Origin of the sequence: Chitinibacter sp. SCUT-21 (assembly GCA_041874755.1) — a bacterium.
Taxonomy (GTDB): Bacteria; Pseudomonadota; Gammaproteobacteria; order Burkholderiales; family Chitinibacteraceae; genus Chitinibacter.
The window spans coordinates 2,958,692-2,972,759 of sequence record CP102611.1; the positions used below are offsets into that span (position 1 = coordinate 2,958,692).

Consider the following 14,068-nt stretch of genomic DNA (forward strand, 5'->3'; position numbering starts at 1 on the left):
GTTTGATGGGGCCGCCTTTTACCAATCGAGAGCGCCTTTACTTCAATTTAATTGAGATGTTTTTTTGCCCGCCTTATTCCAAATAGCAACACTCAAGCGTAGTTTCACTGACCGTCAGTGACTTTGAATTCAACCATTTATCTGGATTTTTAAAAAAAAGCTGCTGATAGGAACTGAAATCCTTACAATCCGTCCGATAAAAAGAGGTGAGTGTCATAATAATTTCACCCTAAAATAAAAAATTGCGCACAAATGGATGGATATGGATCGAAATGACTTATTGACCGTCATTCGCGGTGAGTTTTTGCGGGCGTTTAATCAATTATTGCCTACTATTTTGTCGGATGCTGCGGATGCCTTATTTCTAAAAGCGGATCGGGCAAGCAGTCTTATTGAGCAGCGAGCGATGCTCGATGCGCGTGCCGCCTTGATGACGCGTGAGCAGGCGTGGCCGCAAGCGTTGGCGATTGATATGGAAAAACTGCTCAATCGCAGTTTTCAAACCGCTTATAGTACTTTTCGCCCTTCATTTAATGCCTCTGCAACTTTAGGTGCTTTGTCCTTGGTGGACGTCGGTGAGTTTGATGGCGAGCTGAAAATCGACGAACTAACGACCCAATTGCGCAACTGTGCCGAAGAGGAGTTGCGCGACCTAAATATCCGCGTAGCAATCTTGTTTGAACAAGATGATATTAATGAACGCGAAAATCCATTTCGTCCCTATTTATTAACGCGCTGCCTCGGTATGGCCAGTGAGCAATTGGGTATAGAGCCTGAATTGCACGAGCTGCTCAGCGAAACCTTAAGCGAGCAGTTGCAAAAACATGTTGTTGGTATTTACCGCCAGTTAAATCAATTATTGGCACAGCATGGGATCGCAGCGCAGTTGCAGTTGCGTGTTCGCCAATTACCGGACCCCATGACCTTGCGGCAAATGGTGGCAGATCCAATTAGCGAGGCGAGTGAATCGCAATTTGCGCATGGCGATTATGTTGATACCAGCGCGGCACCCGCGGAACTGAGTATTGGTGCTGGACCGCAGCCATTTATGGACGGGGGTTATTCGAGCCCTATGCAAAATGGTGAAGTGAAAAGCCCCGCTTTGAGTGTGGAAAGTCGCCTTAACCAATGGACATCGCTAATTCGTGATCAAGCGCAGTCGCAAGTGGGCAGCTCAACGCCTCTGCATTCCGCACCGCAGGCCAGCAGTGCGCCCTTAGGCTGGTTAGGGACGGTGAAACAGGTTGGTGCAGCTATCCGGCAACTTTGGTCGGGTCAATCGCCGATTCAGGCTCAGCCACAAGTTTTAAGTACTGGTTTGGCGCAATCGATTGCGCAGATGAGTCAAGCCCATATTCAAGGCACGCAGCTGGATGAATATGGGCAGGTTCGCAATCTAATTTTGGAACAGCGCGCCGAGCTTGCTGCGGCGACAAGTGATATTAACGAGCAAATGATCGTTGATATCGTCGGGATGTTGTTCGAATTTATTTTGCGCGATGCGCAAGTGCCTGCGGAGATTCGCGCGCAATTAGGGCGTTTGCAATGGGTGGTGCTGAAAACGGCTTTGCAAGAACCCGCGCTGTTTTCGCAAAAACATCATCCCGCGCGTTTACTGGTCAATCGTATTGGCTCCATTGCGCAAGGCTTGCAACTCTTAGACCCAAATGCCGAACGCGTTACGGCCGAAATTCGCCGCATTATCGAAGCGCTGCTGCAAGATGAAGAAGAGAGCAGCGCCTTATTTGCGCGCATGCTCGATGAGCTTGATCGGTTTATCGCGCGTGAGTTGCGTGCCGCCGATGAGCAGTCCGAGTTGGCCTCGCAAGCATTAGAGAACGCAGAAAGCCGGACCTTACGCTTTGCGCGCATTACCGCACAAGTCTCACAAGCGATTAGCCATTTTACCCTTGACCAAGTGCTCGCTGATTTCTTGGTACAAACTTGGCCGTATGCCATCGAACATGCCGAGCGTACCGATCAAGTGCAGGCTTTGCGTTTTCGAATTTTCGTACCAGAGCTGATTTGGAGTATTGCACCCAAAACAGCTAAAGAGGATCGGCAACAATTACTGGGAATGATTCCGCGCCTAGTTAGTACGCTGAGTGAAGGGCTAAAGTTAACGCCGTGGTCAAGTAGCGAGCAGCTTACGTTTAAGGGCTATATGATCGACGCGCACCGCAGCGCGATGGCCGGGCAATTGCAATCGGATGTCGAAGTGCCCACAATGCCGATGCTGCGGGCACAAATGGCCGACTTTATTAGCGAAGTGGCCAGCGATACGGTGCTGGAATCGCCACATGACTTGGCCGAGATTAACCCAGTGCTGCTCGATCAAGCGATTAGCGAATTAAAAGTCGAGATTGGTTTTATTGATCGTCAGGTTGAAAGCGAATTAGCGCACTTGGCTCATCAGCCCGATGTGCAGGAGCTGAGTAATGAAGCGCTATTTGAATTTTTGCGCAGTGGTGTGCCGATTGAAATTAACCTCACCGGCAAATTGTTGCGAGCACGTCTGTGCTGGATGAATCCGAATGAGACGCGCTTGTTACTCAAATTTGGCGAAAATGCACCGCCATCGATGATCACCGTCGTGGTCTTCAAGCGCTTGCTGGCACGTGGTCGTGCGCGCTGGATTGAACAAGCGCCATTGTTCGAGCGCGCGATGGAGTCCTTGCTCAATTCAGCTGATCAGCTTGACCAGCAAGAGGCCTAGTCAGGTATAGCCCTGTAGCTCAATTTTGATAAGTGCTACTGGGCTATACCTTAGTTGTGGCGAGTGTAGTCGAGCTCGCGTAAATCATAGCCTTGTTCAATCGCCGCTTTTTGCGCTGCTTGTAATTGCGCTTCAGGCAAGACTGCGGTGCGCGATAAAATCCATAAGTATTTGCGGTTCGGCGTACCGACCACAGCCCATTGATAATTTGAGTCCAAGCCGATCACCCAATAGTCGCCTTTAAATGGCCAGAAAAAGCTCACTTTTAATTGCGTATTATTGCTGTTCTCGACCACGGTCGCCTTGCCTTGGGCTTGATCGAATTCGCCAGACTCAGTCCGGCAGCGATTGATGACTTGAATCGTGCCATCGTCGTTGGCGCTGTAATTGGCCGTCGTGTCGCTGACGCACTTGCGCTGAAAATACATTGGAAATTTGGCGATTTCATACCATTGCCCCAGATAGCGGTTTAAATCAACGCTCGCTACGCTTTTTACTGGCGTGGTGTCGCTTGCGCTCACCCAGCTGCTGGCCAGCAAGGCGCAGTACAGCGCCCATTGTTTAAGCTTCATCATATTCATCCTTTTGTGATGGAGATGTGTTCTGCGGGATCAACCTATATCGTGTTTGCACGCGAATGCCATTACAATGCGCGCATGCACGCTTATCATACTATCCGTCTTTCTACCGCACCTGATTTCATCGCTTTGGCCGCGAGCAAGCCGCAAGCTTTCCCTGCATTATTGCAGTCGGCGCGCACTCAGGGGTGGGATATTTTATTGGCTTTGCCGCAAAGCCACCGCGTTTATGCTGCCGATGAAGGTGCCGCTTTTGTCGCCGACTTGGCCGCCTTGCCCGTTCAAGCGCGCATCGAGTCTGAATATCCATTTCATGGCGGCTGGCTGATTTACGCTGGGTACGAATTATTAGAAACCTTTGAGCCAACGGTCGCTGCGCGTGACAGTGCGAGCGCAGGGCAAATCGCTGATTTTCCACTCGCCGCCTTAATGCGTTGCCCTGCGGCGATTTTATTGCACCGCGAAACACAGCAAGCAACGCTGATCGCCGAAACGGCGGCGCAATTGCAAGAATTGCAATCGCTGCTCGCCGACGACATCACTTGGTCGCCCGCTGCACTGAAAATCGCCGCGATTTCTGAGGACGAGCCGCAAGCTTTCCTCGCCGGCGCGCAACGTGCGAAACAATATATCTACGATGGTGACGTGTTTCAGGTGAATTTATCGCGCGGCTGGGACGTGACGCTGGAGCAAGGTGAGCCGCTCGACGTGTTTGCGCATTTGCGTCAGGCCAATCCGGCGCCGTTTTCGGCGTATGTGAATTTAGGCGACGACGTCGGCCAGATTGTTAGCAGTTCACCCGAGCGCTTGGTCAGCGTGCGCGATGGCGTGGTGCAAACGCGCCCGATCGCCGGCACTTTTGCCCGTTCGCTCGACCCAGTCGAAGATGCGCAACTGAAAGAGCGGCTACTCAATACCCCGAAAGAGCGCGCTGAGCACATTATGCTGGTGGATTTAGAGCGCAATGATTTGGGGCGGATTGCAGTGCCGGGCACGGTGAAAGTCGACGAGCTAATGGCTGTTGAGACGTATGCCTTTGTGCATCATATTGAATCTAATATTCGGGCGCATACCCGCGAGGGTATTAATGCGGCCGATGTACTACGCGCGCTGTTCCCGGGCGGCACAATCACCGGTTGCCCGAAAGTGCGCTGTATGCAAATTATCCGCGAGCTCGAAGATCGACCCCGCCTCGCCTACACCGGCAGCTTGGGTTACATCAACCGCGACGGCAGCATGGACACCAATATCTTAATCCGCACCTTTGTGCAGCAAGGCAATCAGCTGTATTTCCGCGCTGGTGCTGGCATCGTCGCCGATTCGGACCCAGAACGCGAATTGCAAGAAACGCGCCATAAAGCCCGCGGGCTGTTGCGCGCCTTGGGCGAGGCGGGCTGAGATGAGCGCGGCCATGAAGCTCGTCAACGGCATACCCGCAGAACAAATTAATTTAGCCGATCGCGGCCTGCAATTTGGCGATGGCGTGTTTCGCACGATAAAAGTCGTCGATGGCCGCGTAATTTGGTGGTGCGAGCATTACGCCAAACTCGTTGCCGATTGCGCCAAATTGGCGATTACGCCGCCGAGTGAAGCCGATTTATTGGCTGATATTGCGCAGCTCTCGCCGAGTAATCACACGCTAAAAATCATCGTCACGCGCGGCGAAACGGCGCGCGGCTATGTCGCGTCGGCTGATTTACCCGCCAATCGCATTGTACAAATCGCACCGTTGCCCGCGTACGCGCCAGAATTGGCAACGCAAGGCGTGCGTTTGCGAACGTGTAGCACGCGCGCGAGCTGGCAGCCTGCGCTGGCGGGGGTGAAGCATTTAAATCGACTCGAAAATGTGATCGCGCGGCGCGAATGGAACGACGCGAGCATTTTTGAAGGGCTCATGTTTGATCGCGACGACAATCTAATCGAAGGCGTGATGAGCAATGTGTGGGTGTTGCTCGATGGCGTGCTGTGTACGCCAGATTTATCCGAATCGGGCGTTGAAGGGGTATGTCGCGATATGGCCCAACGCGCTGCAGATTATATCGGCATACCTGTATTGGTATGTAAAATAGCGCGTAGCCAATTAAGCCGCGCACCGGCGATGTGGGTGTGTAATAGCTTGGCCGGTTTATTGCCGGTGAATACATTGGATCAGCAGGCGCTGGCAATTGGCGCTTGCCATGCAGATTGGGCTCGTGCCTTGCAACAATTGATGCAAATCGATTCAGAATGAGGTTTCTAATGAAGTTGGGTGTTTTAATTGCATTTGGTTTAACGCTGGCCGCGGCCAATGCCGAACAATATTACCAACCCGATCCGGCCAAGCTCGCCAAGCTTGAGGCGGAGCGCTGCGCCAAATTACAAAAAGAAGATAATCTAATCTCGCGCCGGCTCGGTGGTGGCAATAATAAATCGTACGACATCGAGAAAATGCGGGCGCGGCAAAAAGTCGTTCAAGCCGACTACGCTAAATTTTGTAGTAAAAAATAAGTTTCCCCACTGAATCTGAGGGCATGCTCCGCTCATTCCCTCGCCGCTTGAAGCGTTCGTGGCATTGTCTACACTGAAACCTCGCATGAGGAGCTTGGTCATGGACATTGCGCAACGTTTACAACAGTTGATCGGCGAGGGCTCATTCCCTCAGCAGGTTGTCACGCAATACCCGCATCTTGCCGAGCGGCTCGTCAATATTTGGGGCACGCCAGCAATGGATATTTTCCTCAACGATCTGTTTTTTGATCGACGCGGCGGTCGGCAGGGCTTTAGCGATGAAGTGATGCACGAGTTGTTCGCGCTGCAAAATCGGCATAACACCTTATTTCCCCCTAAAGAAAACAACGGCATTTGGACTGAAAGCGATCTGGCGGTTGAAGATCAGCGGGCAGATTTGGCCACCTTTGACGTTTCTAAGCTTATCGAGGCGGCTAAGGCAGGCAATATGGCGCTGATTACGCATGCACTCAGTTGTGGCGTGCATATTGAATGTGCCGATGATGCTGGCCTCACAATGCTGTGGTGGGCATGTCGCTATGGCCATGCCGAGCTGGTGCTGACTTTGCTACGCGCTCGAGCCTCAGTCAAAGTGGCTGATGAGCATGGCTGTTTTGGCTTGCATTGGTTAGCAGCACAGGACCTTGCTCTGGTGATCGAAGAAATGCACCGCTGCGGAGCCAATTTAAACGTGAAAGATCATGATGGCATGACGCCATTAATGTACGCAGCAAGGCGCGGCCGCCTCTCTGCTGCGGGCTCATTATTGCGATTGGGGGCGGAAATTGATGCGCAAGACGAGCGTGGAATGAGTGCTTTGCACTTTGCGGCCGATGCGGGCGTCGCTCGAATGCTCGAATTATTGATGGCGTACTCTGCCAATCCAAGATTACTTAACTGTCAGCAAAAAACCGCCGCCGATTTGGTCGATGAAAAGCCGGATGCCATGCGCTTAAAAATGTATCTGAGCGAGTGAAAAACTGGCGGTTGTAGCCAATTTTGCTTGCCGAATATAGGTTGGATTTGAGCTTTTTCTCTCTGAGGGAATGACGACCTTTCCTTTGTCATTTTCTTTCGTTATTTGAATTTTAATCCCAGGTAAATTTATTTTTTTTCTTTTGCTGATGGCAAGAAAAGTGGCGTTTTTGCTGAAATATTAGATTTTTATAATGGTCTTGTGAAAATTTTTGTTTGTCGTTTCAATAAGATGCAGGCACAATGCGCGCATCCTTACAGATTATCAGGTCGGCATGAAGAGATTTTTGGTAGCGCTTTCTACGTTCTTATTATTCGGTTGTGGCGAGTCAAATCAGGCTCGTGTGCAGCAGGTATTACCGTGGTCAGAGACCAAAGAACTTGTCGTACTGGTGCAAAACGGGCCAACCGCTTTGTACGTCAATGCCGAGGGCAATTACGCGGGCCTTGAGTACGATTTGGTGACGCAGTTCGCGCAAAAAAATAATTTGAAAGTGCGTTTTTTGGTGAGTAGCAATTACGCAGATATGCTCGAGCGCCTGAAACGGCGTGAGGCGCATATGGCTGTTGGCGGCCCACGGGATGATGTGCCAGGCCTGATTTATGGTTCTGCGTATCAAGACGTCAATGCAACGCTGATTTTTAGCTCAAAAGTGAGCGAAAGCGCCGCTTTAAAAGCCTTGCACGATGGGCGTTCTACGCTCAATACCTTGCCGCAGTATGTGAATGCGCTCAATAAAATCAAGCAAAAATCACCTGCGCTTAATTGGCACGTGGTTCCCAATGGCGATAGCGAATCGCTGATTGAGCAAGTCTCGCAAGGCAAGCTCGATTATGCTTTGGTCGATTCACATGCGGCTGAAGTGGCGCAAAATTACTACCCGAATATCGTTCGTTCACGTGAAATTGAAGGTGCCCAGCAGTTAGCTTGGGCGATGCCTGAGAATGACATCTACCTGCAGGTGCTGATTAGCGGCTTTTTCCAGCAGCAAGTGGCCGACGGTACGATGCGCCGCTTGCATGATCGTTATTATGGCCACGTTAATCGAGTCGATCAGCTCGATGCCTTGGCTTACCTTGGGCGAATTCAATCGACTTTGCCACGCTATAAAGAGTGGTTCCAAGAAGCCGAGCAGCGCACCGGTCTTGATTGGCGTTTGATTGCCGCCTTGTCGTACCAAGAATCGCATTGGAATCCTGATGCGGTCTCGCCCACTGGCGTACGTGGCATGATGATGCTGACCAATGAAACGGCGCAGCGGATGAATGTGGATCGCACCAATCCGTATGAAAGTATTATCGGTGGTGCCAAATACATTCAATTGCTCAAAGAAACACTGGCCGATCGCGCGCCAGAGCCGGATCGCACATGGCTCGCGCTGGCGGCCTACAATATCGGTTTGGGTCATTTGATCGACGCGCGCACTTTGGCGGTGCGAATGAAGAAAGATCCAAATAGCTGGACTGATGTGAAATCGGTGTTGCCTCTACTGCGCAAGCCTGAGTATTTCAGCACCCTGAAATATGGCTATGCCCGCGGTGGCGAGCCGGTGATTTTTGTCGAAAGCCTGCAATCGTATTACGACATCTTGGCTCGTTTTCAGCCGCCGAGCAAAACTGTGCTGCCAATGCCGTCCGATTCGGTTATCGTGCATAATCCAGACAATTTGCAGCTTGAAATCAATAGTGTGCTAAACCCGATGGCGGTGGAAAAACTCGCGTCCCTTTAGGGTATTGCACTCTAGCTCAATATTTATAATTTTTAGCGGCAAATACATCGGCATGTATTTGCCGTTTGTGTTTCTGCGCAGCTTGATCAAGCATTGAACTGGCGTTGCATCATCCTCGCACTTTCTTGCCGTGCCGCATAACCCGCCAGACTATCTTCGGCTGCGCCGCCGAGCGCAGAAACTTTTGGTCGTGACTTACGGTACAATGGCGTTTTTGCATTCTGCTGGACTTAAGCACGATGACCGTACGCACTCGTTTCGCTCCTTCACCCACTGGCCTGTTGCACATTGGTGGTGTTCGCACAGCGCTGTTCTCTTGGGCTTATGCCAAAAAACACGGCGGCCAATTTGTTTTGCGCATTGAAGACACCGACTTAGAGCGCTCAACGCCTGAATCGGTTGCGGCGATTTTGGACGGTATGCACTGGATCGACATCGGCTACGACGAAGGCCCGTTCTACCAAATGCAGCGCATGGAGCGCTACAAAGAAGTCATCGCGCAACTGCTTGCGAGCGGCCACGCTTATTACTGCTATTGCAGCAAGGAAGAGCTTGAAGCTCAGCGCGCAGCCGCCGAAGCGAAAGGCGAAAAGCCGCGCTACGATCGCACATGGCGCCCAGAGGAAGGCAAAACCTTGCCAGCGATTCCGGCTGACATTACCCCAGTAGTGCGTTTTAAAACGCCTATCGGCGGCTCGGTAGTGTGGGAAGACCAAGTGAAAGGTCGCATCGAAATCGCGCACAGCGAGCTGGACGATCTGATCATCGCGCGCCCCGATGGCACGCCAACGTATAACTTCTGCGTCGTCGTTGATGATGTGGATATGAAGATCAGCCACGTGATTCGCGGCGACGACCACGTGAATAACACGCCACGCCAAATCGTGATTTACGAAGCGATGGGCGCGACCGTGCCAGTATTTGCGCACTTACCAATGATCAACAACGATCAAGGCGTGAAACTCTCTAAACGCCGCGACGCGGTATCTGTCGTCGATTACGACAGCCAAGGTTTTTTGCCAGAAGCTTTGCTCAATTATCTAGCGCGTTTGGGCTGGGGCCATGGCGACGACGAAATCTTCTCGATGCAGCAGTTCGTTGAATGGTTCGATCTGAAAGACGTCAGCGGCAGCCCAAGCCGGATGGACCGCGATAAATTGCTGTGGATTAACGCGCAATATATTAAAGCGGCCGATCCAGCCAAACTCGCAGCACGCGTGGCCGGCTTCTTGGCCGATAAAGGTGTGAATACCGATGCTGGCCCAGCTTTGGCTGAGGTGTGCGCCTTGCTGAAAGATCGCAGCCAAACTTTGGTCGAAATGGCCGAGCAAGCGGTGTACTTCTACCAAGCTTTGACGCCAACAGCCGAGATCGTCGAAAAACACCTCGACCCAGAATCAGAAGAGCGTTTGAAAGTCTTTGCGGCTGAAGCGGCAAAACTCGAAAACTGGGACGCGGCAACGATCGGCGCGTTCATCAAAGAGTTTGTGAAAGCGCAGGGCGTGAAAATGCCGCAAGTGGGCATGCCATTACGCGCGAAAGTCTGCGGCATTACCAACACGCCATCGGTCGATGCCGTACTCGCGCTAATTGGTCGCGAAGAAGTATTGCGTCGTTTGACGGCTTAAACGACAGGCTACGTTCTCCTCCCCTTACGCTACGTCGAGTGATGCGTAAGGGTGGTTAGGGCGATATTATTAAAGCTGCATGGCCTGTCATGCAGCTTTTTTATGTGGGGTGAACTGCAATGAAGAGCGCTTTACTGGTAATCGATTTTCAAACTGGCTTGATCGAATCAACTCTACCTGCGACGCGAGGTGCTGAAACACTAGCGCAAATTAACGCGACGATTGCGCTGGCGCGCCAGCGGCAGATGCCGGTGATGTTTATCCAGCACCATGAAGACGATTTGCCGCAAGGCTCGCCAGCGTGGGAGTTGCACCCAGGTTTGGCGCGTGTAGAGAGCGACATCGTTATTGCTAAAGAGTCAGCCGATGCTTTTTTGGATACCGATCTGACAGCAACGCTTGAAGCGATGAGGATTAAGGGCCTTTGGATTACGGGCTATGCCTGTGATTTTTGTGTCGATACCACGCTACGCCGCGCAGCCTCATTGGGTTATGCCGTAACCGTGGTGAGCGATGCGCATACCGGTAAAGATCGCCCGCACGCCACTGGCGAGCAATTGGTCGCGCATTTAAATTGGCTGTGGGCTCATTTGGCGGTTAAAGGCAATCCAATTAGAGTAATTTCCTATGGTGAGTTGGAATTGTCAGAGCGGACTAATATCTAGAGTTCGTATTTGGTTAAGTGATTCAAAAGCTACACACTAGCGCACTTGCGATTAAAGGCTATTTTGCAAAACTTTATGACCTGATTCTTTTAATAAGGATTGGTAGAGTGGTTTTTGTGCTTGCTATTGATTGGGAGCGGAAAGTGGTTTAGGGCGTGTGGGCCATTCCTTTTGAGCAGTCGCTTATACGATTGAGCCTAAAAGGAGGTTGTAGTTTTGCAAGGTTTCGGCTCTGGTTGTTCGATGCTGAATAAAAGCTAATGCAACGCGTGAAAATACTCCAACGTGCTGTATTTCTTGTGTATTTGCCTGAAACTACAAAGGAATTATAAAGAACCGATTGGATGTGCCTTCAGATAGCATAAAACAACACTAGCGGGGATGCGAACACGGGGCTGTAAACTGCTGCAAGAAACGGTAAAATCGGCCGTCCGATGATGCGCGGTGTAGGTACACGGTTAGGTGCACAATTTGTAGGGGTATTTTGATTTCGATTGACGCTAAGTCTTTGATTCATTTGGTGGCGCACCCAGCAGGAATCGAACCTGCGACCTTCAGCTTCGGAAACTGACACTCTATCCAACTGAGCTATGGGTGCATCAAGGAGCGCAGATAATAACTGCTTTATATCTGTGCGTCTAGCTGGCAAAAACTTGTCGCGCTTGTGATTAGCGGTATAATTGCACGCTAGAAAAGCTGTACAAGCTATTATTAACGAATTCTACAAGGGATGACAGCATGGGCGGATCCAACGCGTCTGCGTCTAAGGGCGTTGCTGGTATGGTTCTGGCAGCTTTGATTGGCGTGCCACTGGTTGTATATTTGCTTATTAAATTGTTTACATCAGGCATGTCAACAAATTTGACGAGCTCGACGATGACTTCAGAAGCTGTTTCTGCTCGTCTGCAGCCTGTTGGTGTGGTGAAAGTGGTAGAGGGTGGTGCTCCAGGTTCTCGTAGCGGTAAAAGTGTTTATGAAAACGTCTGTATCTCCTGTCATGGCGCTGGCTTAGCTGGCGCTCCAAAATTTGGTGATGCAGGGGCTTGGGCTGCGCGTATTGGTCAAGGCTTTGAAACTCTATCGAAACACGCTATCGTTGGCTTCAACGCTATGCCTGCGAAAGGTGGTGCGGCTGATCTGACTGATGATGAAGTGAAGCGTGCAGTTGCCTTTATGGGTAATGCAGTCGGTGCTAAGTTTGAAGAGCCTGCCGTGGCTGGCGCTGCTGCAGGTGGTGCAGTAGATCCAAATACCAAAGGTAAAGAAATCTACGGTTCAACCTGTGTTGCGTGTCACGGCTCTGGTGCTGCTGGTGCACCTAAGTTTGGCGATAAAGCTGCTTGGGCTCCACGTCTGAAAGATGGTGTAGATGCGGCTGTCGCATTGGGTATTAAAGGTCTGAACGCTATGCCTCCAAAAGGTGGTTATGCTGGTTCTGATGAAGAGTTTAAAGCTGCAGCGTTGTACATGATCAACGCATCAAAATAAGCTAATTCTGTAATAAAAAAAGCCGCATTGATGCGGCTTTTTTTATTTCTACAAATCAATTAGTCATTGGCTTGGGCTTTACTAAGGTTGCGTGGTGCATCAACATCATTACCACGAGAAATAGCAATTAAATAGCTCAATAGCTGAAATGCAACGCCGTACAAAATAGGATTGAGGTGCGGCATTTTTCGTGGAATTTGAATGCAGTAAAAGTGTTCGCTCGAACTTAACGCAATATCTGTTAAGAGGTAAATATCACCCTTTCTAGATTTCACTTCGTGCAAATTAGCGAGCATTTTGTCGGCATTGACATCCCAAGGTAAGCAGGCGATTACCGGAATTGTGTGGTCAATCAACGCAACAGGGCCGTGCTTGAGTTCGCCGCTGGGGTAAGCTTCGGCATGGATGTAGCACACTTCTTTAAATTTTTGCGCAGCTTCGAATGCAATGGGTAGCTGCGAATGTTTACCAATGACGAACAGGTTTTGCATTGGCGCTAAGCGCTGCGCCCATGTTTTTAGTTGGGTGTTCAGTTGAAGTGTTTCAGACAATGCCAAAGGTAAGCAGTGAAGCTCTTCTATGGCTGCGCGATTAAAACGCTGTCGTCCTTCAGCTAATTTGATCGCGATAAAATACAGGCAGAGTAATTGGCTGGTGTAGGTTTTTGTCGATGCGGTACTTAGCTCTGGCCCTGCATATTGCAGGAATTCATATTTTGCCAACTTGGCTAACGGGCTATTTTTTTGATTGCTGATCACCAGGGTTTCTTGGTAGCCAGTGGCTTTTGCCAAGCGCAAGGCGGCGACAGTGTCAGCCGTTTGTCCCGATTGCGAAATGGCAATCACTAGTGTGTTCGGTTCTAGTAGCGGCTGTTGGTCGCGATACTCACTGGAATATTCTACTTTGCACGGCAGTGCCGCGATTTGTTCTATCCAATATTGAGCGCTGAGCGCGGCATGATGACTTGAACCGCTGGCTAGCAACAGTATCCGCTCGAAAGCATGGCCCTGCCCCAGTTCGTTTAGCACTGAAGCAAGTTGGTTGTTGAGAAATAATTCAATTAGGTCAGCGGCAACCATCGCTTGGGCAAAAATGTCGTCCAGCATATGGTGGGTAGTGCCGAGTATGGCATTGTGTGGCGTTGGGTCTTTATGCCGAACTTGACCTGCATAATCAAAGCAGAATATCTGTTGTGGTGTAATTTGCGCCAATTCATCGCTGTCTAGCGTAATAAAGAGCGAGCTTTGGTCTTTAAGGATTTTGCGATCGCTACATACAAAGTTGCCCTGCGAATTTTGGCTGATATATAACTGTGGTCCCTTGCTGCAGCAAATTAAGCTGGGTGCTAACTCTTGGGCATAAACACAGCAACTAAAATAGCCTTGAAGTTCGGCCAAGGCCTCACGAATCGCAACGAGCAAATCTTTGTGAGAGCGGCTATGCCAATCGATCAATGCCGCAACAACTTCCTCTGCGCGCGATAAATTTGCTGCATAGCCTACAGAATCTAGTTTGCTGAGGATGAGGTTGAGGTTTTCAATATGACCAATTATTGAAACAATAATCCGTCCCCGAAAAGCATGGCAATTTTGTGTGCTGGCTGCCAAACCTAAAGTCAGTACCCCTACTTGAGCGTGGGTATTGTTATGAAGGCTCCCCAGTGAGGCGGGGTTGAGCGCTTGTTCGTCTAAATGGCCGCAACGCAGCTGATAGTGTTGCTGGCTGGCGCGCAGCAGCGCGGCACTTAGCATTTGGCTAGTGCTACTCAACGATACTGCGCCAATCAATATGCTCATAAAAT

11 protein-coding genes and 1 tRNA gene are annotated in these 14,068 nt (G+C 50.5%); 9 read left to right on the forward strand and 3 right to left on the reverse strand.

Annotated elements, in window-relative coordinates; genetic code table 11:
• The first annotated feature begins 262 nt into the window (after positions 1 to 262).
• Positions 263 to 2,716, forward strand: coding sequence for a DUF1631 domain-containing protein (locus NT239_13805; GenBank protein ID XGA70826.1), 2,454 nt, complete (start codon positions 263 to 265; stop codon positions 2,714 to 2,716).
• Between the two features lie 50 nt (positions 2,717 to 2,766).
• Here the strand turns inward: NT239_13805 and NT239_13810 are convergent, their stop codons facing one another.
• Positions 2,767 to 3,291: a lipocalin family protein gene (locus NT239_13810; GenBank protein ID XGA70827.1), complete on the reverse strand. Its 525-nt coding sequence runs from the start codon at positions 3,289 to 3,291 to the stop codon at positions 2,767 to 2,769.
• A 21-nt stretch (positions 3,292 to 3,312) separates the two neighbouring features.
• On the opposite strand from NT239_13810, the gene NT239_13815 reads away from it, so the two are divergent.
• The 7 genes from NT239_13815 to NT239_13845 all read left to right on the forward strand — a co-directional run bounded on the left by NT239_13815 (position 3,313) and on the right by NT239_13845 (position 10,779).
• The gene (locus tag NT239_13815; GenBank protein XGA70828.1) at positions 3,313 to 4,692 is read left to right on the forward strand and encodes an aminodeoxychorismate synthase component I; all 1,380 of its coding nucleotides are present in this window, start codon (positions 3,313 to 3,315) and stop codon (positions 4,690 to 4,692) included.
• Position 4,693: 1 nt separating this feature from the next.
• On the forward strand, positions 4,694 to 5,524 hold the full coding sequence (gene pabC, locus NT239_13820) for an aminodeoxychorismate lyase (GenBank protein ID XGA70829.1): 831 nt from the start codon (positions 4,694 to 4,696) through the stop codon (positions 5,522 to 5,524).
• Between the two features lie 8 nt (positions 5,525 to 5,532).
• Complete coding sequence (locus tag NT239_13825) at positions 5,533 to 5,781, forward strand: hypothetical protein (GenBank protein XGA70830.1); 249 nt, start codon at positions 5,533 to 5,535, stop codon at positions 5,779 to 5,781.
• Between the two features lie 100 nt (positions 5,782 to 5,881).
• On the forward strand, positions 5,882 to 6,757 hold the full coding sequence (locus tag NT239_13830; protein ID XGA70831.1) for an ankyrin repeat domain-containing protein: 876 nt from the start codon (positions 5,882 to 5,884) through the stop codon (positions 6,755 to 6,757).
• A gap of 274 nt (positions 6,758 to 7,031) precedes the next feature.
• Positions 7,032 to 8,486: a membrane-bound lytic murein transglycosylase MltF gene (gene mltF, locus NT239_13835; GenBank protein XGA70832.1), complete on the forward strand. Its 1,455-nt coding sequence runs from the start codon at positions 7,032 to 7,034 to the stop codon at positions 8,484 to 8,486.
• 239 nt (positions 8,487 to 8,725) lie between these two features.
• The gene (gltX, locus tag NT239_13840) at positions 8,726 to 10,114 is read left to right on the forward strand and encodes a glutamate--tRNA ligase (GenBank protein XGA70833.1); all 1,389 of its coding nucleotides are present in this window, start codon (positions 8,726 to 8,728) and stop codon (positions 10,112 to 10,114) included.
• 119 nt (positions 10,115 to 10,233) lie between these two features.
• The gene (locus NT239_13845) at positions 10,234 to 10,779 is read left to right on the forward strand and encodes an isochorismatase family protein (protein XGA70834.1); all 546 of its coding nucleotides are present in this window, start codon (positions 10,234 to 10,236) and stop codon (positions 10,777 to 10,779) included.
• A gap of 521 nt (positions 10,780 to 11,300) precedes the next feature.
• Here the strand turns inward: NT239_13845 and NT239_13850 are convergent.
• A tRNA-Arg gene (locus NT239_13850) sits at positions 11,301 to 11,377 on the reverse strand.
• Positions 11,378 to 11,655: 278 nt separating this feature from the next.
• Between NT239_13850 and NT239_13855 the strand changes: the two genes are divergently transcribed.
• The gene (locus NT239_13855) at positions 11,656 to 12,267 is read left to right on the forward strand and encodes a c-type cytochrome (GenBank protein ID XGA70835.1); all 612 of its coding nucleotides are present in this window, start codon (positions 11,656 to 11,658) and stop codon (positions 12,265 to 12,267) included.
• Positions 12,268 to 12,326: 59 nt separating this feature from the next.
• On the opposite strand, the gene NT239_13860 is transcribed toward NT239_13855, so the two are convergent.
• Positions 12,327 to 14,063, reverse strand: a complete 1,737-nt coding sequence (locus NT239_13860; GenBank protein XGA70836.1) for an isomerizing glutamine--fructose-6-phosphate transaminase — start codon at positions 14,061 to 14,063, stop codon at positions 12,327 to 12,329.
• Between the last annotated feature and the right edge of the window lie 5 nt (positions 14,064 to 14,068).